The organism is Pseudomonas brassicacearum, from assembly GCF_003732265.1.
Lineage (GTDB): Bacteria > Pseudomonadota > Gammaproteobacteria > Pseudomonadales > Pseudomonadaceae > Aquipseudomonas > Aquipseudomonas brassicacearum_D.
This window is the reverse complement of sequence record NZ_MOBK01000021.1, coordinates 1-25,693: the sequence shown is the minus strand read 5'-3', so window position 1 is coordinate 25,693 and position 25,693 is coordinate 1. Positions and strand designations below refer to the sequence as shown.

General features: G+C 60.5%; 25 protein-coding genes and 1 pseudogene. 18 read left to right on the top strand and 8 right to left on the bottom strand.

Annotated elements, in window-relative coordinates; translation table 11 throughout:
• Nucleotides 1-193: 193 nt before the first annotated feature.
• Both rpmG and rpmB read right to left on the bottom strand, forming a co-directional pair.
• Nucleotides 194-349, bottom strand: a complete 156-nt coding sequence (gene rpmG, locus BK660_RS29820) for a 50S ribosomal protein L33 (RefSeq protein ID WP_007894709.1) — start codon at nucleotides 347-349, stop codon at nucleotides 194-196.
• Nucleotides 350-360: 11 nt separating this feature from the next.
• Entirely contained in the window at nucleotides 361-594 is a 234-nt protein-coding gene (rpmB, locus tag BK660_RS29815; RefSeq protein WP_007894701.1) for a 50S ribosomal protein L28, read from the bottom strand.
• Nucleotides 595-1,040: 446 nt separating this feature from the next.
• On the opposite strand from rpmB, the gene BK660_RS29810 reads away from it, so the two are divergent.
• Nucleotides 1,041-2,627 carry an ABC transporter substrate-binding protein gene (locus BK660_RS29810; protein WP_123436385.1) on the top strand — a complete coding sequence of 529 codons (1,587 nt, stop codon included), beginning with the start codon at nucleotides 1,041-1,043 and terminating at the stop codon, nucleotides 2,625-2,627.
• Nucleotides 2,628-2,762: 135 nt separating this feature from the next.
• On the opposite strand, the gene radC is transcribed toward BK660_RS29810, so the two are convergent.
• Nucleotides 2,763-3,437: a RadC family protein gene (gene radC, locus BK660_RS29805; protein WP_123436384.1), complete on the bottom strand. Its 675-nt coding sequence runs from the start codon at nucleotides 3,435-3,437 to the stop codon at nucleotides 2,763-2,765.
• Between the two features lie 136 nt (nucleotides 3,438-3,573).
• On the opposite strand from radC, the gene coaBC reads away from it, so the two are divergent.
• The 4 genes and pseudogenes from coaBC (at nucleotide 3,574) to argB (ending at nucleotide 7,880) form a co-directional block, all read left to right on the top strand.
• The gene (gene coaBC / locus BK660_RS29800; protein ID WP_123436383.1) at nucleotides 3,574-4,782 is read left to right on the top strand and encodes a bifunctional phosphopantothenoylcysteine decarboxylase/phosphopantothenate--cysteine ligase CoaBC; all 1,209 of its coding nucleotides are present in this window, start codon (nucleotides 3,574-3,576) and stop codon (nucleotides 4,780-4,782) included.
• A 5-nt stretch (nucleotides 4,783-4,787) separates the two neighbouring features.
• A complete protein-coding gene (gene dut, locus BK660_RS29795) occupies nucleotides 4,788-5,243 on the top strand; it encodes a dUTP diphosphatase (protein WP_027926354.1) in 456 nt (151 codons plus the stop codon).
• Between the two features lie 329 nt (nucleotides 5,244-5,572).
• A pseudogene (locus BK660_RS29790) lies at nucleotides 5,573-6,949 on the top strand (phosphomannomutase/phosphoglucomutase); the annotation flags it as partial.
• 25 nt (nucleotides 6,950-6,974) lie between these two features.
• Nucleotides 6,975-7,880 carry an acetylglutamate kinase gene (gene argB, locus BK660_RS29785; protein ID WP_123436382.1) on the top strand — a complete coding sequence of 302 codons (906 nt, stop codon included), beginning with the start codon at nucleotides 6,975-6,977 and terminating at the stop codon, nucleotides 7,878-7,880.
• Between the two features lie 203 nt (nucleotides 7,881-8,083).
• Here argB and pyrE read toward each other — a convergent pair whose 3' ends face one another.
• Complete coding sequence (pyrE, locus tag BK660_RS29780) at nucleotides 8,084-8,728, bottom strand: orotate phosphoribosyltransferase (protein WP_007943124.1); 645 nt, start codon at nucleotides 8,726-8,728, stop codon at nucleotides 8,084-8,086.
• Between the two features lie 82 nt (nucleotides 8,729-8,810).
• On the opposite strand from pyrE, the gene BK660_RS29775 reads away from it, so the two are divergent.
• On the top strand, nucleotides 8,811-9,590 hold the full coding sequence (locus BK660_RS29775) for an exodeoxyribonuclease III (RefSeq protein ID WP_007934608.1): 780 nt from the start codon (nucleotides 8,811-8,813) through the stop codon (nucleotides 9,588-9,590).
• A gap of 176 nt (nucleotides 9,591-9,766) precedes the next feature.
• Here BK660_RS29775 and BK660_RS29770 read toward each other — a convergent pair whose 3' ends face one another.
• Complete coding sequence (locus BK660_RS29770) at nucleotides 9,767-10,135, bottom strand: DUF4870 domain-containing protein (protein ID WP_027926350.1); 369 nt, start codon at nucleotides 10,133-10,135, stop codon at nucleotides 9,767-9,769.
• Nucleotides 10,136-10,163: 28 nt separating this feature from the next.
• Nucleotides 10,164-10,886 carry a ribonuclease PH gene (gene rph / locus BK660_RS29765; RefSeq protein ID WP_010465211.1) on the bottom strand — a complete coding sequence of 241 codons (723 nt, stop codon included), beginning with the start codon at nucleotides 10,884-10,886 and terminating at the stop codon, nucleotides 10,164-10,166.
• Between the two features lie 267 nt (nucleotides 10,887-11,153).
• Between rph and BK660_RS29760 the strand changes: the two genes are divergently transcribed.
• The 6 genes from BK660_RS29760 (at nucleotide 11,154) to BK660_RS29735 (ending at nucleotide 16,446) form a co-directional block, all read left to right on the top strand.
• Nucleotides 11,154-12,017 (top strand): YicC/YloC family endoribonuclease, encoded by an 864-nt coding sequence (locus BK660_RS29760; protein WP_123436381.1) that lies wholly within the window; start codon nucleotides 11,154-11,156, stop codon nucleotides 12,015-12,017.
• An 11-nt stretch (nucleotides 12,018-12,028) separates the two neighbouring features.
• A complete protein-coding gene (gene gmk / locus BK660_RS29755; protein ID WP_123436380.1) occupies nucleotides 12,029-12,649 on the top strand; it encodes a guanylate kinase in 621 nt (206 codons plus the stop codon).
• Between the two features lie 167 nt (nucleotides 12,650-12,816).
• Nucleotides 12,817-13,080: a DNA-directed RNA polymerase subunit omega gene (gene rpoZ / locus BK660_RS29750; protein ID WP_007894670.1), complete on the top strand. Its 264-nt coding sequence runs from the start codon at nucleotides 12,817-12,819 to the stop codon at nucleotides 13,078-13,080.
• A gap of 57 nt (nucleotides 13,081-13,137) precedes the next feature.
• Complete coding sequence (spoT, locus tag BK660_RS29745) at nucleotides 13,138-15,243, top strand: bifunctional GTP diphosphokinase/guanosine-3',5'-bis pyrophosphate 3'-pyrophosphohydrolase (protein ID WP_123436379.1); 2,106 nt, start codon at nucleotides 13,138-13,140, stop codon at nucleotides 15,241-15,243.
• 25 nt (nucleotides 15,244-15,268) lie between these two features.
• Nucleotides 15,269-15,649 (top strand): RidA family protein, encoded by a 381-nt coding sequence (locus BK660_RS29740; protein WP_003229509.1) that lies wholly within the window; start codon nucleotides 15,269-15,271, stop codon nucleotides 15,647-15,649.
• A 56-nt stretch (nucleotides 15,650-15,705) separates the two neighbouring features.
• Nucleotides 15,706-16,446: a hypothetical protein gene (locus BK660_RS29735; RefSeq protein ID WP_123436378.1), complete on the top strand. Its 741-nt coding sequence runs from the start codon at nucleotides 15,706-15,708 to the stop codon at nucleotides 16,444-16,446.
• A 140-nt stretch (nucleotides 16,447-16,586) separates the two neighbouring features.
• On the opposite strand, the gene BK660_RS29730 is transcribed toward BK660_RS29735, so the two are convergent.
• On the bottom strand, nucleotides 16,587-17,444 hold the full coding sequence (locus BK660_RS29730; RefSeq protein ID WP_123436377.1) for an SDR family oxidoreductase: 858 nt from the start codon (nucleotides 17,442-17,444) through the stop codon (nucleotides 16,587-16,589).
• A 188-nt stretch (nucleotides 17,445-17,632) separates the two neighbouring features.
• Here BK660_RS29730 and exbB point away from each other — a divergent pair, with 188 nt between their 5' ends.
• From exbB to BK660_RS29700, 6 genes are all read left to right on the top strand, one after another.
• Entirely contained in the window at nucleotides 17,633-18,601 is a 969-nt protein-coding gene (gene exbB, locus BK660_RS29725; protein ID WP_123436376.1) for a tonB-system energizer ExbB, read from the top strand.
• Nucleotides 18,602-18,607: 6 nt separating this feature from the next.
• On the top strand, nucleotides 18,608-19,036 hold the full coding sequence (gene exbD / locus BK660_RS29720; protein WP_123436375.1) for a TonB system transport protein ExbD: 429 nt from the start codon (nucleotides 18,608-18,610) through the stop codon (nucleotides 19,034-19,036).
• The gene (locus BK660_RS29715; protein ID WP_123436374.1) at nucleotides 19,033-19,782 is read left to right on the top strand and encodes an energy transducer TonB family protein; all 750 of its coding nucleotides are present in this window, start codon (nucleotides 19,033-19,035) and stop codon (nucleotides 19,780-19,782) included. The genes exbD and BK660_RS29715 overlap by 4 nt, the downstream gene beginning before the upstream one ends.
• Before the next feature lie 265 nt (nucleotides 19,783-20,047).
• The gene (locus BK660_RS29710; RefSeq protein WP_123436373.1) at nucleotides 20,048-20,977 is read left to right on the top strand and encodes a hydrogen peroxide-inducible genes activator; all 930 of its coding nucleotides are present in this window, start codon (nucleotides 20,048-20,050) and stop codon (nucleotides 20,975-20,977) included.
• 9 nt (nucleotides 20,978-20,986) lie between these two features.
• Nucleotides 20,987-23,062 (top strand): ATP-dependent DNA helicase RecG, encoded by a 2,076-nt coding sequence (recG, locus tag BK660_RS29705; protein ID WP_123436372.1) that lies wholly within the window; start codon nucleotides 20,987-20,989, stop codon nucleotides 23,060-23,062.
• Nucleotides 23,063-23,140: 78 nt separating this feature from the next.
• Nucleotides 23,141-24,541 carry an aminoacyl-tRNA deacylase and HDOD domain-containing protein gene (locus tag BK660_RS29700; protein ID WP_123436371.1) on the top strand — a complete coding sequence of 467 codons (1,401 nt, stop codon included), beginning with the start codon at nucleotides 23,141-23,143 and terminating at the stop codon, nucleotides 24,539-24,541.
• 297 nt (nucleotides 24,542-24,838) lie between these two features.
• On the opposite strand, the gene BK660_RS29690 is transcribed toward BK660_RS29700, so the two are convergent.
• The gene (locus tag BK660_RS29690; protein WP_008150118.1) at nucleotides 24,839-25,228 is read right to left on the bottom strand and encodes a hypothetical protein; all 390 of its coding nucleotides are present in this window, start codon (nucleotides 25,226-25,228) and stop codon (nucleotides 24,839-24,841) included.
• Between the last annotated feature and the right edge of the window lie 465 nt (nucleotides 25,229-25,693).

The window sequence follows — 25,693 nt, the reverse complement described above, 5'->3', positions numbered from 1 at the left end:
TCAAAGTGAATACAGCCCAAATTCTATGTTTGGGGGTTCCCCCCAAACATAGAATCTCCCACAGTTGACCGCATTCCAATGTGGGAACGAGCCTGCTCGCGAAAGCGTCGGCCCGAGCAATGCAAAACCATCAGGCAACAAAAAAGGCCCGTATCTCGCGATACGGGCCTTTTTCGTAAGAGAGAAAAATCAATTACTTGATTTTGCCTTCTTTGTAGATCACGTGCTTGCGAACAACCGGATCAAATTTCTTGATCTCGATTTTGTCCGGGGTAGTACGCTTGTTCTTGTCGGTAGTGTAGAAGTGACCAGTACCGGCGCTCGAAATCAAACGAATCAATTCACGCATGATTAGCTCCCTTAGATCTTGCCGGCTTTGCGGATTTCGGCCAGCACGACAGTGATGCCACGCTTGTCGATAATACGCATGCCTTTGGCAGATACGCGCAGACGCACGAAACGTTTCTCTTCTTCAACCCAGAAGCGGTGATGCTGCAGGTTCGGCAGGAAACGACGACGGGTTTTGTTGTTTGCGTGGGAAATGTTATTCCCAGTCACCGGACCCTTACCGGTAACTTGACATACTCTCGACATGCCTCAGCCCTCTAAAACCACATGCCCAACCCGGCATGGGTTGGCCGCTTAATCTCTCAGTCATTTGGCGCCAGGCGCCGCGTTTCTTTAGAGGTCTTACCGGCTACACCTACAGTGAAGGAACCGGGCCCCTAGAAAAGAGCGCTGCTTTATACCAGAAAGACTGAAGAGCAACAACATTCCGTGTGCACAGACTAAATAAAAACCCGGTTTTTCGGGCCACAAGCGCCTTGGATAAAGGCTATCGTCGCGAAAGACCGCTCGTCGCAGAGAATCGGCCAACCAGCCAATCCAGGGTTCTTCTCAGTCGGTGCGCACTGAAAACAATCGCACATACTCCCCTTAAAATGAAAAAGGGGATAGTCATTTGCAAAAGAGCCCACTAGGGTAAGCCTTTTCCAGACTGCACTTGCAGATGGGCCTTCGATCTGTAAAGGAATCCGACCATGCGCCTCGCTGCCCTACCGTTGTTGCTCGCCCCTCTCCTGCTGAGCCCCCTGGCCCATGCCGCGGCGCTTAGCGTCTGCACCGAGGCCAGCCCCGAAGGGTTCGACGTGGTGCAATACAACTCGCTGACCACCACCAATGCCTCGGCCGATGTACTGATGAATCGCCTGGTGGACTTCGACACGGCCAGCGGTAAAGTGGTGCCCAGCCTGGCAGACAGCTGGGAAGTCACGCCCGACGGCCTGACGTATGTGTTCAAACTGCGTCCGGACGTGAAATTCCACCGCACTGAATATTTCAGCCCGACGCGCGAACTGACCGCTGAAGACGTGATCTTCAGCTTCGAGCGCATGCTCGACCCGGCCCACCCGTGGCATAAAATCGCCCAGAGCGGCTTCCCCCATGCGCAATCGATGCAATTGCCCGCACTGATCAAGAAAATCGACGCGCTGGACCCGCTGACGGTGCGTTTCACCCTCGATCACCCGGACTCGACCTTCCTGGCCACCCTGAGCATGGGATTCGCCTCGATCTATTCCGCCGAGTACGCCGACAAGCTGATGAAGGCCGGCGCTGCGGATAAGCTCAACAGCCAGCCCGTCGGCACCGGCCCGTTCGTGCTCACACGCTTCCAGAAAGACGCTTCGATTCGCTACAAGGCCAACCCGGACTACTTCCGCGGCAAGCCATCAGTGGACCCGCTGATCTTCGCGATCACCCCGGATGCCAACGTGCGCTTGCAGAAACTGCGTCGCAATGAATGCCAGATCGCCCTGTCGCCCAAGCCGCTCGACGTACAGGCCGCGCTGAAAGAGCCGACATTGAAAGTCGAAAAGACTGACGCCTTCATGACCGCGTTTGTGGGCATCAACAGCCAGCATCCGCCGCTGGACAAGCCGGAAGTACGCCAGGCGATCAACCTCGCCTTCGACAAGGCCAACTACGTCAAAGCCGTGTTCGAGGACACTGCCGAGCCGGCCAACGGCCCGTACCCGCCGAACACCTGGAGCTACGCCAAAGGCCTGCCGGGTTATCCGCATGACGTCGCGAAAGCGAAGGCATTGATGGCCAAGGCCGGACTCAAGGATGGTTTTCAAACCACCATCTGGACCCGCCCTTCCGGCAGCACGCTGAACCCTAACCCGAGCCTCGGCGCGCAACTGTTGCAATCCGACCTGGCGGAAATCGGCATTCAGGCTGAAATCCGAGTGATCGAATGGGGCGAACTGATCCGTCGCGCCAAGGCCGGCGAGCATGACCTGCTGTTCATGGGCTGGGCCGGCGACAACGGTGATCCGGACAACTTCCTCACGCCGCAGTTTTCCTGCGCGGCGGTCAAGTCCGGGACCAACTTCGCCCGTTATTGCAATCAGGACCTGGACAAGCTGATCAGCGCCGGCAAAACCACTGGCGAGCAAGGCGTGCGTACCAAGCTCTATGAGCAGGCGCAGGCGCAGATCCAGCAGCAGGCGCTGTGGCTGCCGCTGGCGCACCCGACGGCGTTTGCGCTGACGCGCAAGGAAGTCGAGGGGTATTCGGTGAGCCCGTTTGGCCGCCAGGATTACTCGAAGGTCATCCTCAAGTAAAAGGGTCGCCACAAAACCTGTGGGAGCGGGCTTGCTCGCGAAGAGGGAGTGTCAGTCGACAACACTGTTGCCTGACACACCGCTTTCGCGAGCAAGCCCGCTCCCACATGAGTTTCGTGCCAGTCCAGCCTCCTCCTACATCCAGCCATACTCAGCCATGGACAGTGGATCACCGTCACCGATGATGAAGTGGTCCAGCACCCGCACGTCAATCAGATCCAGAGCTTCTTGCAGACGCTTGGTCAGCAACCGATCGGCCTGACTCGGGTCAGGATTACCCGACGGATGGTTGTGGCACAGGATCAACGCCGCGGCGTTGTGCGCCAAAGCCCGTTTGACCACTTGACGCGGATAGACGCTGGTGTTGTCGATTGAACCGCGAAACAGCGCTTCGAACGCCAGCACTCGATGCTTGGAATCCAGAAACAGGCAGCCAAACACCTCATGCGGCTCATGACGCAACATCGACTTGAGGTACTCACGCACCGCCAGCGGATTTTCCAGTACCGAGGTGTGGCGCAAACGCTCGGCCAGATGCCGGCGACCCATTTCCAACACAGCCTGCAACTGAGCGAATTTCGCGGGGCCGAGCCCGAGGTGACCACTGAAGGTGCGCAAATCCGCCTCCAGCAGCTTGCGCAGGCTGCCAAATTGACTCAACAGGTGTCGCGCCAGATCCACCGCGCTTTTGCCGGATACGCCGGTTCGTAGAAAAATCGCCAGCAGCTCGGCGTCCGACAGCTTCGTCGAACCATGCTCCAACAGCTTCTCCCGCGGCCGCTCCGCCGCCGGCCAATCACGAATACTCATAGCACCTTCCCTGTCTGTGGGCGCCGCTGTTCCATAGCGGTCGCTGTGATATCGTAGCCCATCTTTTTTGCTGGCGATTTCATCCCTGGGGAGGGGGTCTCGCCATGCTGTCATCAACGAAATGAAAGGCAGACCTATGCAGCGGCTGTATCGGAAACGCATCGTTCTGGGCGTCGGCGGCGGCATTGCGGCCTACAAGAGCGCCGACCTGGTTCGCCGCCTGATCGACCAGGGCGCCGAAGTGCGCGTGGTCATGACCCGTGGCGGCAGCGAGTTCATCACCCCGCTGACCATGCAGGCCTTGTCCGGCCACCCGGTTCACCTCGACCTGCTGGACCCGGCGGCAGAAGCTGCCATGGGCCACATCGAGCTGGCGAAATGGGCCGACCTGGTGCTGATCGCCCCCGCCACCGCGGACCTGATCGCCCGCCTGGCCCAAGGCATTGCCGACGACCTGCTGACCACGTTGGTGCTGGCCACCGACGCCGTGGTCGCCGTTGCTCCGGCGATGAACCAGGCCATGTGGCGCGACCCGGCCACCCAAGCCAACCTGCAAACCCTTGAAAGCCGCGACATCAAAGCCTTCGGCCCGGCCTCCGGTAGCCAGGCCTGTGGCGACGTCGGCCTGGGTCGCATGCTCGAAGCCGTGGAACTAGCCCAGTGCGCGGCGGACTGCTTCCAGCGCAAAGCGTTGACCGGCAAACATGTGCTGATCACTGCCGGCCCGACCCAGGAAAACATCGACCCGGTGCGCTACATCACCAACCACAGCTCCGGAAAAATGGGCTTTGCCCTGGCCGAAGCCGCGGTGGAAGCCGGCGCCCGCGTGACCCTGATTACCGGCCCGGTGCACCTGCCAACGCCGGATCGCGTGACGCGCATCGACGTGGTCAGTGCCCGCGACATGCTCGCCGCCTGCGAAGCCGCGATCCCTTGCGACCTGTTCATCGCCTCGGCAGCGGTCGCGGACTACCGTCCGGAAGTCGTCGCCCCACAGAAACTCAAGAAAGACCCTACGAACGGCGACGGCTTGTTGCTACAGATGGTGCGTAACCCGGACATCCTGGCCACCATCGCCACGCGCCCCGACCGTCCGTTCAGTGTCGGTTTTGCTGCCGAAACCGAACACCTGCTCGACTACGCTGCGCGCAAGTTGAAAGACAAGAACCTCGATTTGATCGTCGCCAACGACGTCGCCAACCCGAGCATTGGCTTCAACAGCGAAGAAAACGCCTGCAGCGTGATCGATCGCGAGCTTCACGCCACACTTTTCGCCCAGACCAGCAAGAGCAAGATTGCTCGCCAGCTGATCACTTTTATCGCCGAACGTCTGAACCAGGTTTAATTTACATGCACGCTTTGCAAGCCAAGATCCTCGACCCTCGCATCGGTACCGAATTCCCGCTGCCGCAATACGCCACCCCAGGCTCCGCCGGCCTCGACCTGCGCGCCATGCTGGAAAAAGACATCGTGATCAAACCGGGTGAAACCGTGCTGATCCCGACCGGCCTGTCGGTCTACATCGGCGATCCGGGCCTGGCGGCACTCATTCTGCCGCGCTCTGGCCTGGGCCATAAGCACGGCATCGTGCTGGGCAACCTGGTCGGCTTGATCGACTCCGATTACCAGGGCCCGTTGATGGTGTCCTGCTGGAACCGTGGCCAGACCGAATTCACCATGGTCGTTGGCGAACGTCTGGCCCAGTTGGTGTTGGTGCCAGTGGTTCAGGCGCATTTCGAGATGGTCGAAGAGTTCGTCGAAACTCAACGCGGCACGGGTGGTTTCGGACATTCCGGCAGCCATTGATCGGATAGAGAACCCTGTGGCGAGCGAGCTTGCTCGCGCTGGGCTGCGAAGCGGCCCCAAGATTTTGTGGGTGCTGCGCACCCAAGCGGGAGCAAGCTCCCTCGCCACAAATTACACAAAGTTCATCTGGAAGGTTTACCGCCGAAAATCAAGGCATTGGCCGACCCAAGGTCCGCCAATCCCGGTGGCATGGCCTTTTCGCACCACGAACTCTCCGTGGAAAACGCCGTCATACCCTTCAGTTTGAGCCGGCCGATGCGTTTGTCGCAGGCAGGTACAGCCACTTTCGAGATGGAGCATTCCTACAGATGAACACCCCCGCCCAAGTCGCCCCCAAGTTTCCCGACAGCATCTTCCGTGCGTACGACATTCGCGGCACCGTCCCGGAGTTCTTGAACGCTGAAACCGCTTACTGGCTCGGCCGCGCCATCGGCGCCCAGAGCCTGGCCCAGGACGAACCGAACGTTTCCGTGGGTCGCGACGGCCGCCTGTCCGGCCCGGAACTGGTCGAACAACTGATCAAAGGCCTGGCCGATGCCGGTTGCCACGTCAGCGACGTCGGCCTGGTGCCGACGCCGGCGCTGTACTACGCCGCCAACGTACTGGCCGGCAAATCGGGCGTGATGCTCACCGGCAGCCACAACCCGTCGAATTACAACGGCTTCAAGATCGTCATCGCCGGCGACACCTTGGCCAACGAACAGATCCAGGCCCTGCACGACCGCCTCAAGACCCACAACCTGAGCAGCGGCAAGGGCAGCGTGACCAAGGTTGAAATCCTCGACCGCTACAACACCGAAATCGTCCAGGACATCAAACTGGCCCGTCGCCTGAAAGTCGTGGTCGACTGCGGCAACGGCGCGGCCGGCGTGATCGCCCCGCAACTGATCGAAGCGCTGAACTGCGAAGTCATTCCGCTGTTCTGCGACGTCGACGGCAACTTCCCGAACCACCACCCGGACCCGGGCAAGCCTGAAAACCTTGTCGACCTGATCGCCAAGGTCAAGGAAACCAACGCCGACCTCGGCCTGGCCTTCGACGGCGACGGTGACCGCGTTGGCGTCGTGACCAACACCGGCAGCATCGTCTACCCGGACCGCCTGCTGATGCTGTTCGCCCGCGACGTGCTGGCGCGCAACCCGGATGCGGAGATCATCTTCGACGTCAAATGCACCCGCCGCCTGGTCCCGCTGATCAAGGAATATGGCGGTCGGCCGCTAATGTGGAAGACCGGTCACTCGTTGATCAAAAAGAAGATGAAACAATCCGGCGCACTGCTGGCCGGCGAAATGAGCGGGCACATTTTCTTCAAGGAGCGCTGGTTCGGCTTTGACGACGGCATTTACAGCGCCGCGCGTCTGCTGGAGATCCTCAGCAAGGAAAAATCCACCGCGGAAGAGCTGTTTGCGACCTTCCCGAACGATATTTCTACGCCGGAAATCAATATCCATGTGACCGAAGAGAGCAAATTCAGCATCATTGATGCACTGCACGATGCGAAGTGGGGCGAAGGCGCTGACCTGACCACCATCGACGGCGTGCGAGTCGATTACGCCAAAGGCTGGGGCCTGGTGCGCGCCTCCAACACCACACCGGTGCTGGTGCTGCGTTTCGAGGCCGATGATGAGGCGGAATTGCAGCGCATCAAGGACGTGTTCCACACCCAGCTGAAACGTGTTGCACCTGATCTCCAATTACCGTTTTGATTTAACGAAGCATCCGGAGCCCTGAATGACCCTCGAACGCGAAGCCGCCGCCAACACCGCCAAGGTCCTGTCCGAAGCGCTGCCTTACATTCGCCGCTACGTCGGCAAGACGCTGGTGATCAAATACGGCGGCAACGCGATGGAAAGCGAGGAGCTGAAAACCGGCTTCGCCCGCGACATCGTGCTGATGAAAGCCGTGGGCATCAACCCGGTGGTCGTTCACGGTGGCGGCCCGCAAATCGGCGACCTGCTCAAGCGTCTGTCGATCGAGAGCCATTTTGTCGATGGCATGCGCGTCACTGACGCCGCAACCATGGACGTGGTAGAAATGGTCCTCGGCGGACAGGTCAACAAGGACATCGTCAACCTGATCAACCGTCACGGCGGCAGCGCCATCGGCCTGACCGGTAAAGACGCCGAGCTGATTCGTGCGAAGAAGCTCACCGTGACCCGCCAGACGCCAGAGATGACGACGCCGGAAATCATCGACATCGGCCACGTTGGCGAAGTGGTCGGCATCAACACCGACCTGCTGAACCTGCTGGTCAAAGGCGACTTTATCCCAGTGATCGCGCCAATCGGCGTCGGCGCCAACGGCGAGTCGTACAACATCAACGCTGACCTGGTGGCCGGTAAAGTCGCCGAAGCACTGAAAGCTGAAAAGCTGATGCTGCTGACCAACATCGCCGGCCTGATGGACAAGCAAGGCACGGTCCTGACCGGCCTGACCACCCAGCAGGTCGACGAGTTGATCGCTGACGGCACGATCTACGGCGGCATGCTGCCGAAGATCCGTTGCGCGCTGGAAGCGGTTCAGGGCGGTGTCGGCAGCTCGTTGATCATTGATGGCCGGGTGCCGAATGCGATTCTGCTGGAAATCTTCACCGATACCGGTGTGGGTACTCTGATCAGTAATCGCAAGCGTCCTTAAGCGGTACACACAAAAAGACCCCGCTCAGCCAGGCTGAGCGGGGTCTTTTTTTGCCTGCGATCCCTGCGGCATATCATCTTTTGTGGCGAGGGAGCTTGCTCCCGCTTGAGTGCGCAGCACTCACAAAATTCTTGGGTCTGCTACGCAGCCCGGCGGGAGCAAGCTCCCTCGCCACAAAGGCTCGCCCCCACAAAGGGACGGGGTTACACGCCGAACTGGGCGCGGTACGCTTCTACGGCAGGCAAATGCTGCTTGAGCTGCGGATCGTCGGCGAGGAATTCCAGCACCTGGTTCAGCGAAACGATGCTGATCACCGGAATGCCGAAATCACGCTCCACTTCCTGGATTGCCGACAACTCACCGTTGCCTCGCTCCTGACGGTTCAGGGCGATCAGCACGCCCTTGGCCTTGGCGCCGTCCTGGGAAGCGATGATCTGCATCACTTCACGAATCGCGGTGCCGGCGGTGATCACGTCGTCGATGATCAGCACGTCGCCGGTCAGCGGTGCGCCGACCAGGCTGCCGCCTTCGCCGTGGGCCTTGGCTTCTTTGCGGTTGAAGCACCACGGCAGATCGCGCTCGTGATGTTCGGCCAGGGCCACTGCCGTGGTCGCCGCCAACGGGATGCCCTTGTAGGCCGGGCCAAACAGCACGTCGAACGAAATACCGCTTTCGACGATGGCTGCCGCGTAGAAACGACCCAGCTGCGCAAGGGCCGAACCTGTGTTGAACAGGCCGGCATTGAAGAAGTAAGGACTGGTGCGCCCGGACTTCAGGGTGAACTCACCGAAGCGCAAAACGCCGCGATCGATGGCAAAACGAATGAAATCGCGCTGATACGCTTGCATGAAAAAAACCCCAAATACCACGGATTTAGCTAATTAGGTTGACGCCGTGTATCATACACGCACGCGATTTTTGGGGCCATTTATGCGGATCATCAGTGTGAACGTCAATGGTATTCAGGCTGCAGTGGAGCGAGGTTTGCTCAGTTGGCTGCAAGCACAGAATGCCGACGTCATCTGCCTGCAGGACACCCGCGCCTCCGCCTTTGAACTGGACGATCCAGCCTTCCAACTGGATGGCTACTTCCTTTATGCCTGCGAAGCCGAAGTTCCTGCCCAGGGTGGCGTGGCTTTGTATTCGCGGTTGCAACCGAAGGCAGTCATCAGCGGTCTCGGCTTCGAGACGGCCGACCGCTACGGGCGTTACCTGCAAGCCGATTTCGACAAGGTCAGCATCGCGACCTTGCTGCTCCCTTCGGGGCAGAATGGCGATGAAGACTTGAACCAGAAGTTCAAGCTAATGGACGATTTCGCCCGTTATCTGGATAAACAGCGACGCAAACGTCGCGAGTACATTTACTGTGGCTCGCTGTACGTGGCGCAACAGAAGCTGGATATCAAGAACTGGCGCGACAGCCAGCAATCCCCGGGTTTCCTGGCACCTGAACGTGCCTGGATGGACGAGATTGTCGGCAACATGGGGTATGTTGATGCCCTGCGTGAAGTCAGCCGTGAAGGCGACCAGTACAGTTGGTGGCCAGACAACGAACAGGCTGAGATGCTCAACCTGGGCTGGCGTTTCGACTACCAGTTGCTGACCCCGGGCCTGCGCCGCTTTGTTCGCAGCGCGCGCCTGCCACGTCAGCCACGGTTCTCGCAGCATGCACCGTTGATCGTGGACTACGACTGGACGCTGACTATCTAAGCGTCGTTTCGCACACACAAAAAAGCCGACATCTCTGTCGGCTTTTTTGTGCGCGCTGACTTTCCAATGTGGGAGCGGGCTTGCTCGCGAAGGCGGTTTAACATTCAACATTGAAGTTGACTGACCCACCGCTTTCGCGAGCAAGCCCGCTCCCACATAGGGATTTGTGTCGTGGCTTACTTGATCAACCGCCAGGTGAATGGGTAACGGTAAGGAAACCCTTCGTTAGCCTTCACGCCCGCAATGATCGTCAGCACCAGCGCACCAATCGCCACCAGGCCAAACATGAAGAACCCGATAATCACCACCATCAGCAAGAAGCAGATGGCGGAGGCAATGGCGACGGTGATCTGAAAGTTCAGCGCTTCCTTGCCCTGCGCATCGACAAACGGGTCCATCTCACGCTTCATTTGCCAGAGAATCAGCGGGCCGATCAGCGTGCCGAACGGAATCCAGATCCCCAGCAAGGCTGACAAGTGACAAAACATCGCCCACTGCCGAGCCTCTTTGCTCGGGATGGGAAGCAGCTCTTGCTCATCACTCATGATGTCCTCCTTGTTTGGATCAGTCCGGTCAGTCGGCCAGTGCGGCCTTTTGCAGCTCGAAAATTTCGGTCATGCCTTTCTTCGCCAGTTCCAGCATGGCGTTCAGCTCTTCAGGCTGGAACGGTGCGCCTTCGGCAGTGCCCTGAACTTCGATGAAACCGCCGGTGCTGGTCATCACTACGTTCAGGTCGGTCTCGGCAGCCGAGTCTTCCAGGTAGTCGAGGTCGAGCACAGGTTCGCCCTGGTACATGCCCACGGAAACAGCCGCGATCATTTGCTTCAACGGGTCGCCGCCTTTCAGGCCGCCGCGTTTCTTGATCACTTTCAAGGCATCGACCAGTGCAACCATGGCGCCGGTGATGGACGCGGTGCGGGTGCCGCCGTCAGCCTGGATCACGTCGCAGTCAACGTACAGGGTCACGTCGCCCAGTTTGGACATGTCCAGCGAAGCGCGCAGGGAACGACCGATCAGACGCTGGATTTCCAGGGTGCGGCCGCCTTGTTTGCCACGGCTCGCTTCACGCTGGTTACGCTCGCCAGTGGCGCGCGGCAGCATGCCGTATTCGGCAGTCAACCAGCCTTGGCCTTGCCCTTTCAAGAAACGCGGCACGCCGTTTTCGACGCTGACGGTGCAGATGACTTTGGTATCACCGAACTCGACCAGTACAGAACCCTCGGCGTGTTTGGTGTAGTTGCGGGTAATGCGGATCGAGCGGAGCTGATCGGCAGCGCGACCACTTGGACGTTTCATAGGGAATACCTGTACGGGGGACGGAAAACTGCGGAGCATTATAGAGCCGCTGGCCACGACTGGGCACTTCTAAAAAATCCGCCCGACGACCGAAGGCCCTGAATAGCGCTTTACCGACGGCCTGCAGCCCTTTGTCACAGCGTGTGTTTGGGCGCATCCGCCCCACTGCGCTACAATCCTGCGCCTTTGCTGCCTGTCGGCTTTCATTCACAGATATCGGGTCCGCGAAACCTTTGGTAACGCAAACCCGACTTGCGAGGTACCTCCATGGTGCACAGCATGACCGCCTTCGCCCGCGTAGAAAAAGCCGGCACCCAAGGCACCCTGAGCTGGGAACTGCGCTCGGTCAACAGCCGTTACCTGGAGCCGCACTTGCGCCTGCCGGAATCCTTTCGGGATCTCGAAGGCGCCGTCCGCGAGGCCCTGCGCCAAGGCATCTCCCGGGGCAAGCTTGAATGCACCCTGCGCTTCACCGAAGAAAACACCGACAAACCACTGCAAGTGGACCGCGAGCGCGCCGCGCAATTGGTCGCCGCCGCCGAGACGATTGCCAGCCTGATCAAGAACCCTGCGGCGCTCAACCCGCTGGAGGTGCTGGCCTGGCCCGGCGTACTGGTAGGCGACGCCACCGACCCGCAAGCCTTGAATGCTGAAGCATTGGCGCTGTTCAACGAAGGCCTGAAAGAACTCAAGGCCGGCCGCGAGCGCGAAGGCGCGGAGCTGGCACGGCTGATCAGCGACCGCCTGACCTCCATTGAAGAAGACGTCGTCACCCTGCGCGACCTGGTCCCACAGATGCTCGCCACCCAGCGCCAGAAAGTCCTCGACCGCTTCGCCGACATGAAAGCCGACCTGGACCCGCAGCGTCTGGAGCAGGAAATGGTCATGCTCGCGCAAAAGAGCGACGTCGCCGAAGAACTGGATCGCCTGAGCACTCACATCATCGAAGTTCGCCGGGTGCTCAAATCCGGCGGCGCTGCCGGTCGGCGCCTGGACTTCCTGATGCAGGAGCTCAACCGCGAAGCCAACACACTGGGCTCCAAAGCCTTCGACCCGCGCAGCACCCAGGCGGCGGTCAACCTCAAAGTGTTGATCGAGCAGATGCGCGAACAAGTGCAGAATATTGAGTAAGGCAACCTGACATGACCCACAGCACCGGCACCCTGTACATCATTTCCGCCCCTTCGGGCGCGGGCAAAAGCAGCCTGGTCAAGGCCCTGACCGACGCTGACCAGGAGATCCGTGTCTCGGTCTCCCACACCACCCGGGCCATGCGCCCCGGTGAAGTGAATGGCGTGAACTATCACTTCGTCGACCGCAGCGACTTCGTGAAGATGATCGAGCACGGCGATTTCCTCGAGCGCGCCGAAGTATTCGGCAATCTCTACGGCACCTCGCAAAGCCACCTGCAGCAGACCCTGGACGAAGGTCACGACCTGATTCTGGAAATCGACTGGCAGGGTGCCGAGCAAGTGCGCAAGTTGATGCCCCAGGCGCGTTCGATCTTCATTCTGCCGCCGTCCCTGGAAGCCTTGCACCAGCGCCTGAACAATCGCGGCCAGGACAGCAACGAGGTCATCGAAGGCCGGATGCGCGAAGCCGTCAGCGAAATGAGCCACTACGTCGACTACGATTACCTGATCATCAACGACGATTTCGCCCACGCGCTGCGCGATTTGCAGGCGATTTTCCGTGCCAATCAGTTGCATCAGAAGCGCCAGCAGCAGCGTAACGGAAAACTTTTGGCTGAATTGCTCGGCTAAACAGCACTTCCCAAAACCGCTGCAAGGGCTTTACATTGGCACTTGCAGCGCGTTGAAGGGCTTGGTCAAAAAATCAGCGCTTCCCTAATCGCTGGTGATTTTTTAAACTGTTGAGTCCGCTCGCCCACCCGGGCAGCGCGCATATTGCATTCGCTCCGAGGAATACCATGGCCCGCGTAACCGTTGAAGACTGCCTGAACCACGTGGAAAACCGTTTTGAACTGGTCATGCTGTCCACCAAGCGTGCCCGTCAACTGGCCACCGGCGGCAAAGAGCCACTGGTTCAGTGGGAAAACGACAAGCCTACCGTTGTAGCGCTGCGTGAAATCGCTGAAGGCCTGATGAGCTACGAGTTCATCGCCAACGCTGAAATCGTCGAAGACGAACCGCTGTTCGCAGCGTTCGAGGACGAGTCCAACGAGGCCGTCTAAGCCTATGCCTGGTCGACGTAGCACGGCGCGGGGTCACAGCGAACGGCAGGAGTTATCATGCCGAGCATAGACGCCCTCGCCGATCGCTTATCGACCTACCTCGGCAAGGACCAGGTCAACCTGGTTCGCCGAGCGTACTTCTACGCCGAACAAGCTCACGACGGTCAACGCCGCCGTAGCGGTGAGGCGTACGTCACGCACCCTCTTGCCGTGGCGAATATTCTTGCCGACATGCACATGGACCATCAGAGCCTGATGGCCGCGATGCTGCATGACGTGATCGAAGACACCGGTATTGCCAAAGAAGCGCTGCAAGCGCAGTTCGGTGAAACCGTGGCCGAACTGGTCGATGGCGTCAGCAAGCTGACCCAGATGAACTTCGAGACCAAAGCCGAAGCCCAGGCCGAAAACTTCCAGAAAATGGCCATGGCCATGGCGCGCGACATTCGCGTGATCCTGGTCAAGCTTGCCGACCGCCTGCACAACATGCGCACGCTGGAAGTCCTGTCCGGTGAAAAGCGCCGGCGCATCGCCAAGGAAACCCTGGAGATCTATGCGCCCATCGCCAACCGATTGGGCATGCACGCCATCCGCATAGAGTTCGAAGACCTCGGCTTCAAGGCCATGCACCCGATGCGTTCCGCGCGGATCAACCAGGCCGTCAAACGCGCCCGGGGCAACCGCAAGGAAATCGTCAACAAGATCGAAGAGTCCCTCAGCCACTGCCTGGCCGTCGACGGCATTCAGGGCGAGGTCAGCGGTCGCCAGAAACACCTTTACGGCATCTACAAGAAAATGCGCGGCAAGCGTCGGGCCTTCAACGAGATCATGGACGTCTATGCGTTCCGGATCATCGTCGACAAGGTCGACACCTGCTATCGCGTGCTGGGTGCTGTGCATAATTTGTACAAACCGTTGCCGGGACGCTTCAAGGATTACATCGCGATCCCCAAGGCCAACGGCTATCAGTCGCTGCACACCACGTTGTTCGGTATGCACGGCGTTCCGATCGAGATCCAGATCCGCACCCGTGAAATGGAAGAGATGGCCAACAACGGCATCGCCGCCCATTGGCTGTACAAGTCCAGCGGCGACGAGCAGCCAAAAGGCACGCATGCCCGCGCCCGTCAGTGGGTCAAGGGCGTGCTGGAAATGCAGCAACGCGCCGGCAACTCGCTGGAATTCATCGAAAGCGTGAAGATCGACCTGTTCCCGGACGAGGTCTACGTGTTCACGCCCAAAGGCCGGATCATGGAGCTGCCCAAAGGCTCCACGGCGGTCGACTTTGCTTACGCGGTACACACCGACGTGGGCAACAGCTGCATTGCCTGTCGGATCAATCGTCGCCTCGCACCGCTGTCCGAACCGCTGCAAAGCGGCTCCACGGTCGAGATCGTCAGCGCTCCCGGCGCGCGGCCGAACCCGGCGTGGCTCAATTTCGTGGTCACCGGCAAGGCGCGGACACACATCCGCCATGCGCTGAAACTGCAACGCCGCTCCGAATCCATCAGTCTCGGCGAACGCCTGCTGAACAAGGTATTGAATGGCTTCGACAGTACGCTGGAAAAAATCCAGCCCGAGCGTGTCACGGCGATGCTGGCCGAGTACCGCCTCGAACTGATCGAGGACCTGCTGGAAGACATCGGCCTGGGCAATCGCATGGCTTACGTGGTCGCCCGCCGCCTGCTTGGCGAAGGCGAACAGTTGCCAAGCCCGGAAGGTCCGCTGGCGATTCGCGGTACCGAAGGCCTGGTCCTCAGTTACGCCAAGTGCTGCACGCCGATCCCGGGCGACCCGATTGTCGGTCACCTGTCTGCGGGCAAAGGCATGGTTGTGCACCTGGACAACTGCCGCAACATCAGCGAAATCCGCCACAACCCGGAAAAATGCATCCAGCTCTCGTGGGCCAAGGATGTCACCGGCGAATTCAACGTCGAGCTGCGCGTCGAGCTGGAACACCAGCGCGGCCTGATCGCCCTGCTGGCCAGCAGCGTCAACGCGGCCGACGGCAATATCGAAAAAATCAGCATGGACGAACGCGATGGTCGCATCAGCGTGGTCCAACTGGTGGTCAGCGTGCACGACCGTGTGCACCTGGCTCGCGTGATCAAGAAACTGCGTGCCTTGACCGGTGTGATTCGCATCACCCGCATGCGTGCGTAAAGCCCACTCTTACAAGGAGTCATTCATGACCAAGACTGTTATCACCAGCGACAAGGCCCCGGCCGCCATCGGTACTTACTCCCAGGCGATCAAGGCTGGCAACACTGTTTACATGTCGGGTCAGATTCCTCTGGACCCAAAAACCATGGAACTGGTCGAAGGCTTCGAAGCCCAGACCGTCCAGGTGTTCGAGAACCTCAAAGCCGTTGCCGAAGCTGCCGGTGGTTCGTTCAAGGACATCGTCAAACTGAACATCTTCCTCACCGACCTGAGCCACTTCGCCAAGGTCAACGAGATCATGGGCAAGTACTTTGACCAGCCTTACCCTGCCCGCGCCGCCATCGGCGTGGCTGCCCTGCCAAAGGGTTCGCAGGTTGAGATGGATGCCATTCTGGTCATCGAGTAAACGCGCGGCGCAGCCTTCCAAAGGCTGCGCCGATCTTGTCTTGAAAGGATTCCACCATGCGCCATGCGCTAGCCCTCTCGCTGGTCGCCCTACTCTTGGGCGGTTGTGCCAGCAACCCTGCCGATCGTGACATCAGCGGCACCTGGATCAATCAGGTGGCGATCGATGCTGCCGCCAAAGGCGCTCCCCTGCGCGAAGCGCTCCAGGCCTATGGCCCGAACCTGGAATGGGACGTCAACACCAAGGCCGGTCAGGCCCGCTACACCAACGGTTTTGAAAACGTCGACGGCAAGCTGCTGGGCGAAGAGTCCGGCGCCTGGAAGATCGAGTTTTATGGCAGTTCCGCTAGTGAGTTGAAACGCGACGGCAAGCAACTGCGCCAGGCCGCCCTCGATAACGAACCCGCCCAGGTCTTCGACCGCGCGCAGGTCCAGGTACCGGAAGGTGCACCGGTGGGTGCGAGCTTCGAACGCGCGCTGTATACGGAGTACATGGGTGGCAGCTGGAATATTGTCAGCGGCCCGGGTGAAGGCAATACCGTGCAATTCCAGGCTGACGGCCAGGTTGCCGGCCTGCCCGGTGCAGACCGCTATGCCTTATGCCTGGCGGGCGATTGCGCGTCGATGAGCGGCGGCAACGACAACATGTGGCTGCAACTGAACGGCCAAGGCAACACCTGGATCTTTGCGCGCAAGGGCAAGGAGCTGGAAATCTTCCAGGCGGTGAACACCGCACAGGCTGACGAAATGCCGCAGTTCACCCCGGGCGACCGCAAGTGGTTGCTGGAAAAGCAGTAACCCGATCTCAGCTACAACGAAGATCAAATGTGGGAGCGGGCTTGCTCGCGAAGGGGCCGTAACATTCAACTTCATCGTTGACTGTTACACCGCTTTCGCGAGCAAGCCCGCTCCCACATTTGGTTTAGGGTGACCGGAAGTCAGCAACGGCCTTCGAGGATGGCGGCATAGCCTTCGCGATAGCTTGGGTACTTTGGCGTCCAGCCCAGGGCTTTGGCCCGCGCATTGCTGCAGCGCTTGCTGCCCGTACGCCGCACGCTCGAATCCTCATCCCACTCCGTCACGCCCAGATACTCGCGCAACCAGCCCACCACTTCGGCCAGCGGTGCAGGCGCATCGTCGACGCCGATATAAACGTCATCCAGCGCCACACCACGACGATCCGCTTCCAGCAGATACGCCATCAACCCCGCCGCATCGTCGGCGTGAATACGGTTGGCGTACAACGGTGGCTCGACTGCTACGCGGTAACCGCGACGGACCTGAGTCAGCAGCCATTCGCGGCCCGGCCCGTAGATGCCGGTCAAGCGCAGAATGCTCGCCGGGATGCCGCTCTGCAGGGCCACCTGCTCAGCCTCCTGCATCAAGCGACCTGAATAACCTGTCGCAACCGTCGGCGAAGTCTCGTCGACCCACTCACCCTCCTGCTGGCCATACACACTGCTGCTCGACACAAACAGCAGCCGCTCCGGCACCTGACCGTAGTCGTTCAGCCACTCCAACACATGCTGCAAGCCCTGCACATAAGCGGCGCGGTAACCGGCCTCATCGTGATCGGTAGCCGCCGCGCAATACACCAGGTAATCCACCGCACCGATAGGCCAGGTCTCAGGGCAATCCTCTTTGAACAAGTCGCCGGCAACGCCAATGACGCCCTCGGGCAGGCGTGAAACGTCACGTCTCAGGCCATGCACCTCCCACCCGCCAGCCACCAATTGCGTGGCCAGACGACTGCCGACATCACCGCAACCGGCGATCAAAACTGAGGGTGTGGACATCGAAAAACTCCCATCGGAAAGCCACAGACTAGCGCCGACACAAGACGAGCGGCTAGTAATGCAGGAAAAAAAGAGACTCTATTACTTTTGTTAACAAGAATTAATTGCAATAATGCACGCCACTTTGTTCTCGGCCTCACGAGGCCTGGAAGAACATTAACCGTCTTTTTCTCTCAGGTCCGGCCAGCATGACACGCAATCAATTCTCCGCTTCGCCAACCAAACGACCTCGCGCCTGGAGCGCAGTGGCCGCTCTACTGCTGAGCCTGATGCTCGCACCGACCGCCGCATTCGCTGACGCACAAGCACCCGCCACGCCGGCTGCTGCCGCGGCACCAGCACCTGCCGATCACGCGACCCCTGCCGCTGCACCAGCCGCGACCGATCCAGCTCAGGCTGTTGACGCTGCAGACGTTCCTGAAGTGCTTGAACCCGACAACACCCTGGGCATGGCCCACGACCTGTCGCCGTGGGGCATGTACCAGAACGCCGATATTATCGTGAAAATCGTGATGATCGGACTGGCCATTGCTTCGATCATCACCTGGACCATCTGGATCGCCAAGGGCCTTGAGCTGATGGGCGCCAAACGTCGTCTGCGCACAGAAATCGCCCACCTGAAAAAAGCCACCACCCTTAAAGAAGCCAGCGCGACCGCCACCCAGCAAGGCACCCTCGCCAACCTGCTGGTGCATGACGCCCTGGAAGAGATGCGCCTGTCGGTCAACAGCCGCGAGAAAGAAGGCATCAAGGAACGAGTTGCCTTCCGTCTTGAGCGCCTGGTAGCGGCTTGCGGTCGCAACATGAGCAGCGGCACCGGCGTCCTCGCCACCATCGGTTCCACCGCGCCGTTCGTGGGTCTGTTCGGCACCGTGTGGGGCATCATGAACAGCTTCATCGGCATCGCCAAAACCCAGACCACCAACCTCGCCGTTGTCGCTCCCGGCATCGCCGAAGCCCTGCTGGCGACCGCACTGGGTCTGGTTGCAGCGATCCCGGCCGTGGTGATCTACAACGTCTTCGCCCGCTCCATCGCCGGTTACAAGGCTCAAGTGTCCGACGCCTCGGCTGAAGTCCTGCTGCTGGTCAGCCGTGACCTCGATCACCTGCCGACCACCGAGCGCTCCACGCATCCGCACATGGTCAAAGTAGGGTAATCCGCCATGGGCTTGCATTTGAGAGAAGGCGCAGACGACGATCTGGCCGAGAACCACGAAATCAACGTCACGCCGTTCATCGACGTGATGCTGGTGCTGTTGATCATCTTCATGGTGGCCGCCCCGCTGGCCACCGTGGACATCAAGGTCGACCTGCCCGCCTCCACCGCCAAACCGGCGCCACGCCCGGAGAAACCGGTGTTCCTCAGCGTCAAGGCTGACCAGCGCCTGTTCCTTGGTGAAGACGAAGTGAAGGCCGAAGCCCTCGGCGCCACCCTGGACGCCAAGACCCAGGGCAAGAAAGACACGACGATCTTCTTCCAGGCTGATAAAGGCGTGGATTACGGCGACCTGATGAGCGTGATGGACAACCTGCGCTCCGCCGGTTACCTGAAGGTGGGTCTGGTCGGGCTTGAGTCGGCAGTCAAGAAATGATCACGACGCGCCATAAGCTGACGCGTTACAGCGGGAGCCTGGCCGTGGTGCTGGGCGTCCATGCACTGGCCATCGCGCTGGCGCTGAACTGGACGTCGCGCCCGCCGATCGAGTTGCCGCCGCAGGCCATGATGGTGGAGCTGGCACCGGTTCCGGCACCGCCACCGCCTGCGCCGCCGAAGGTCATCACGCCGCCGCAACCACCGGCCCCGGTGGAAGAATTGCCGATCCCGAAACTGGCTGAAGCGCCGAAAGCCGAGATTGCCGTGCCCAAGCCGGTTAAACCCAAGCCCAAGCCGCAACCGCCCAAGCCAGTGGAGAAAAAGCCTGAGCCGCCGAAGGAAAAGCCGTCCGAGGCCAAACCGAGCGACGCGCAACCGACTCAGGCACCGACCGAAAAATCCGCACAACCGGCACCGGGTCCATCGCCGGCGCAGCAGGCTGCCAAGGCTAGCTGGCAAAGCGAATTGCTCGCTCACCTCGCCAAACATAAGAAGTACCCGGACGCAGCACGGATGCGAAACAAGGAAGGCGTGAACCGTCTGCGCTTTGTCGTGGATGCGCAAGGGAATGTGTTGTCATTCCAACTGGAGAGCCCTTCCGGCAATGCCGATCTGGACCGCGCCACCTTGCGAATGATCCGTGACGCCCAGCCGCTGCCCAAACCACCGGCTGACATGCTGACCAATGGCACTATCGAAATCACGGCACCGTTCCTGTATTCCATAGACAAACGCCGCCGCTAAGCCCAACACCGACCCCATGTGGGAGCGAGCCTGCTCGCGAAAGCGGTGTAACTGCCACGAAGCTGCTGAATGTAATGGCCTCTTCGCGAGCAGGCTCGCTCCCACAGGTTAAGCGCAACGCCATAGAGGCACCGAAAGGTGCCTTTCGCATATCCGCCAGCGGCAAACACGCATTACCCGGTGTCACTCAACACACTCACTCTGATAACGTGCGTCTATCGATTGCAGCCGTTATGCTTGGCGCGCAACTTCATGGACGCTTGCTATGACTCTCACAGAATTACGCTACATCGTTACCCTCGCCCAAGAGCAGCATTTCGGCCACGCGGCCGAGCGTTGCCACGTCAGTCAGCCGACCCTGTCGGTGGGCGTGAAAAAGCTTGAAGACGAACTCGGTGTGCTGATTTTCGAGCGCAGCAAGAGCGCCGTGCGCCTGACTCCGGTCGGCGAAGGCATCGTGGCCCAGGCGCAAAAAGTCCTGGAACAGGCCCAAGGCATCCGCGAACTGGCCCAGGCCGGCAAGAACCAGCTGACCGCCCCGCTGAAAGTCGGCGCCATCTACACCGTCGGCCCGTACCTGTTCCCGCACCTGATTCCGCAACTGCACCGGGTCGCCCCGCAGATGCCGTTGTACATCGAAGAAAACTTCACCCACGTGCTGCGCGACAAACTGCGCAACGGCGAGCTCGACGCGATCATCATCGCCCTGCCGTTCAACGAAGCTGACGTCCTGACCTTGCAGCTCTACGACGAGCCGTTCTACGTCCTGATGCCGGCCCAGCACCCGTGGACGCAAAAAGAATCCATCGACGCCAGCCTGCTCAACGACAAGAGCCTGCTGCTGCTCGGCGAAGGCCACTGCTTCCGCGATCAAGTGCTGGAAGCCTGCCCGACCCTGGCCAAAGGCAACGACGGCGCCAAGCACACCACGGTGGAATCCAGCTCGCTGGAAACCATCCGCCACATGGTCGCCTCCGGCCTTGGCATTTCGATCCTGCCGCTGTCGGCAGTCGACAGCCATCACTACGCCCCCGGCGTGATCGAAGTGCGCCCACTGTCGCCGCCGGTGCCATTCCGCACCGTGGCCATCGCCTGGCGCGCCAGCTTCCCGAGGCCGAAGGCGATTGAAATCCTCGCTGACTCCATTCGCCTGTGCTCGGTGGCCAAGCCGTCCGTGCCGGTGGTGGCGGCGTAAGTTGCTGTCATGACCGAGTTGTCGCAAGTGTCGGTGACGGCACTCAAGGGTGTCGGCGAGGCCATGGCCGAAAAGCTGGCCAAGGTCGGCCTGGAAAATCTTCAGGACGTGCTGTTTCACCTGCCGCTGCGCTATCAGGACCGCACCCGTGTGGTCCCGATCGGCCATTTGCGACCGGGGCAAGACGCCGTGATCGAAGGCACCGTCAGCGGTGCCGACGTGGTCATGGGCCGGCGCCGCAGTCTCGTCGTGCGTCTGCAAGACGGTACCGGCGGGCTCAGCCTGCGCTTCTACCATTTCAGCAACGCGCAGAAAGAAGGCCTCAAACGCGGCACGCGGATTCGCTGCTATGGCGAAGCGCGGCCCGGTGCCTCGGGACTGGAAATCTACCACCCGGAATACCGCGCCATTACCGGTGACGAGCCGCCGCCAGTGGATGAAACCCTGACCCCGGTCTACCCGCTCACCGAAGGACTGACCCAGCAGCGCTTGCGCCAACTGTGCATGCAAACCCTGACGATGCTCGGCCCGACCAGCCTGCCCGACTGGCTGCCAACCGAACTGGCGCGCGACTATCAACTCGCGCCGTTGGCCGATGCGATCCGCTACCTGCATCACCCGCCCGCCGATGCCGACGTCGACGAACTCGCCCTCGGTCATCACTGGGCGCAGCACCGCCTGGCCTTCGAAGAACTGCTGACCCATCAACTGTCGCAGCAACGGCTGCGCGAGAGCATGCGCTCCCTGCGCGCCCCGGCGATGCCGAAAGCCACCCAACTGCCGCCCAAATACCTGGCCAACCTGGGCTTCGCACCGACCGGCGCCCAGCAACGGGTCGGCAACGAAATCGCCTATGACCTGAGCCAGCACGAACCGATGCTGCGGCTGATTCAGGGCGACGTTGGCGCGGGCAAAACCGTGGTCGCCGCCCTCGCCGCGCTTCAGGCGTTGGAGGCCGGTTATCAAGTGGCGCTGATGGCGCCCACCGAGATCCTCGCCGAGCAGCACTTCATCACCTTCAAGCGCTGGCTCGAACCGCTGGGCATCGAAGTTGCGTGGCTGGCCGGCAAGCTCAAGGGCAAGAACCGCGTTGCCGCGCTGGAACAGATCGCCAGCGGCACGCCGATGGTGGTCGGCACCCACGCGCTGTTCCAGGACGAGGTGCAGTTCAAGAACCTTGCGCTGGTGATCATCGACGAACAACACCGCTTCGGCGTGCAGCAGCGTCTGGCGTTGCGGCAGAAAGGCGTCGGCGGGCGCATGTGTCCGCATCAACTGATCATGACCGCAACGCCGATTCCACGCACGCTGGCCATGAGCGCCTACGCCGACCTCGACACCTCGATCCTCGACGAACTGCCGCCCGGTCGTACGCCGGTCAACACCGTGTTGATCACCGACACCCGGCGCGTTGAAGTCATCGAACGGGTGCGCGGTGCCTGCACTGAAGGGCGTCAGGCCTATTGGGTGTGCACGCTGATTGAAGAGTCGGAAGAGCTGACCTGCCAGGCCGCCGAAACCACTTACGAAGACCTCACCGCCGCTCTCGGCGAGTTGAAGGTCGGGCTGATCCACGGCCGCATGAAGCCGGTGGAAAAAGCCGCCGTGATGGCCGAGTTCAAGGCCGGCAACCTGCAACTGCTGGTCGCGACCACCGTGATCGAAGTCGGTGTCGACGTCCCGAACGCCAGCCTGATGATCATCGAAAACCCTGAACGCCTCGGTCTCGCGCAATTGCACCAGTTGCGCGGCCGTGTCGGTCGAGGCAGCGCCGCCAGCCATTGCGTGCTGCTCTACCATCCGCCGCTGTCGCAAATCGGTCGTCAACGCCTCGGTATCATGCGTGAAACCAACGACGGTTTTGTCATCGCCGAAAAAGACCTCGAACTGCGCGGCCCCGGCGAAATGCTCGGCACGCGCCAGACCGGCCTGCTGCAATTCAAGGTCGCCGACCTGATGCGTGACGCCGATTTATTGCCCGCCGTGCGCGACGCCGCCCAGGCATTGCTGGAGCGCTGGCCGGACCACGTCAGCCCGCTGCTCGACCGCTGGCTGCGCCATGGGCAGCAATACGGCCAAGTGTGAGCACCGTCGCAGTTTGTGGACGATGCTTTTAAACAAGCTGGTTATACTCCTGCAATTGTTTGAATACGGATACAGACCATGACTGAAGCTGCCCTCGCCCCGGAACCCCTGCACGCTCCGTCTGTTATTCGGCTGCTGCTGGGCAAGCTGGGCATTGCCTACAAAGAAGTGCTGGACCACCACGGCCTGAACGCCTCGCGCAAAGTACAGGCCGTGTTGCTGGACGACGCCGTCGGCGCGCTGATGGTGCTGTTTGCGCAAAGCCAATTGCTGGACCTCAATCGCCTCGCCGAACTGACCGGCCGCCGGCTCACTGCCGTGCCCACCGAACGCCTGGTGAAAATGCTCGGCAAACACAGCCTGAGCCTGCTGCCCGGCCTGCCGGCGCTGACCAGTTCGCCGTGCCTGTACGAAGAAAGCCTGCTGCGTGAACCGAAGTTGCTGATCAACTCGGGCGAGCCGGGCCTGCTGCTGGAAATCACCAGCGAAGACTTCAAGACCATGCTGACCAAGGCCAGCGCCGCCAACTTCGGCGAGAACCTGACCAGCATCCGCCCCAACCTCGACCGCCCCGACGATGACCGCAAGGAAATCACCCAGGCCGTTCAAGTGTTCACCGCGCGGCGCATCCAGCAACGCCTGGAAGAGACCATCGAGATTCCGCCGCTGGCCGAGACCGCGCAGAAAATCATCAAACTGCGCGTCGACCCCAACGCCACCATCGACGACATCACCGGCGTCGTCGAAACCGACCCTGCGCTGGCCGCCCAGGTCGTCAGCTGGGCCGCGTCGCCGTACTACGCTTCGCCGGGCAAGATTCGTTCAGTAGAAGACGCGATTGTGCGGGTCCTGGGTTTCGACCTGGTGATCAACCTCGCACTCGGCCTGGCCCTGGGCAAAACCCTGAGCCTGCCCAAAGACCACCCGCAACACGCCACGCCGTACTGGCAGCAGTCAATCTACACCGCCGCCGTCATCGAAGGCCTGACCCGCGCCATGCCGCGCGCCCAGCGCCCGGAAGCCGGCCTGACCTACCTCGCCGGCCTGCTGCACAACTTCGGCTACCTGCTGCTGGCCCACGTCTTCCCGCCGCACTTCTCGCTGATCTGCCGCCACCTGGAAGTCAACCAGCACCTGTGCCACAGCTACGTCGAGCAACACCTGCTGGGCATCAGCCGCGAACAGATCGGCTCATGGCTGATGCGCTACTGGGACATGCCCGAAGAACTCGCCACCGCCCTGCGCTTCCAGCACGACCCGCACTACGACGGTGACTACGCCGAATACCCGAACCTCGTCTGCCTGGCCGTGCGCCTGCTGCGCGGCCGCGGCATCGGCTCCGGCCCGGACGAAGACATCCCGGAAGCTTTGCTGGAACGCGTTGGCCTGACCCGCGACAAAGCCAACGACGTAGTCACCAAAGTCCTCGAAGCCGAAGTCCTGCTGCGCGAACTCGCTTCGCAGTTCAGCCAGGCCTAAAAAAACCCGCTCCCACACTCGGTCAAATGTGGGAGCGGGCTTGCTCGCGAAGAATCCCCCGCCGATCTACCTGATTCACCACAAGCCCCTGTGGGAGCGAGCCTGCTCGCGAAGAATCCAACTCGATATCTCTGACTCACCACACCCACTGTGGCGAGGGAGCTTGCTCCCGCTCGACTGCGCAGCAGTCGCAACCCAGCCAACAACGTCTGCCTGACACACCCCGAACTCAGCCTTTAGGGCCGCTTCGCAGCCCAACGGGAGCAAGCTCCCTCGCCACAAAGTCAGTCACTCGACTCAAGCCTTTGCTTTAGCTTTGGCCTTGCGCGGCTTCAAATACTTGGTCAACCCCTGAAACCAGATCACCAGCGCCGGGTTGCCCTTGATCTGAATCGACTTGTCCTGAATCCCCGTCATAAACGCCAACTGCTTGTTCTTCGCCTGCATCGTGGCAAAGCCATACGCCGCATCTTTAAACGCAATCGCAAACGCCGGCTCGGCATACACGCCCGATTTGCTGGTAATCCGCTGATCCTTCACAAAGAAATGCCGCGCCACTTTCCCGTCCAGGGTCTGTAATTGGAATACAAGCTCCTTGTCACCCAACTGCTGCTGAAACGCAGGATTAGTCCGACTGGCCTTACCCATCAACAAACCCAGCATCCACAGAAGAAAACGAAATTTCATGCGCACAGCCTCAAGAGAAAAATGAACGGCCGGCGCAGTGTAGCCGCTTCGGACGATAACGACAGCATCGCGTTGCGTTAGAAGAAGATGCGCCGCTTTTTGACGCTGATGACTACCAAGTCATTGACGACGCGCCTGTGTTTAAAAGCGTGGAAGATTTGGTGTTTCTACGCTCGACGCTATCGGAAGTTTCCTTCAACACGTGGGGTTGTTCGTGAACTAGGCAGCGTTGCGCTCGGCCGATAGTCTTTGTTGGTCGCCGCAAAATCGGTGACACGGACGTGCAAGTCCGCCTCGGCATGCAATCGGTTATGGCAATTCATCGAGTGTTTTCTTATGCTCGCGAATCGTTATGGCAGCTGTGTGTGGGAGACCTTCGGGTCTGCCGGTTACCGAGTCGGTCGGGACTGTCAGATATTTTGTGTGCGGGCCGTTAACGGCCTGCCGTTAGGCAGCCATGCTTTT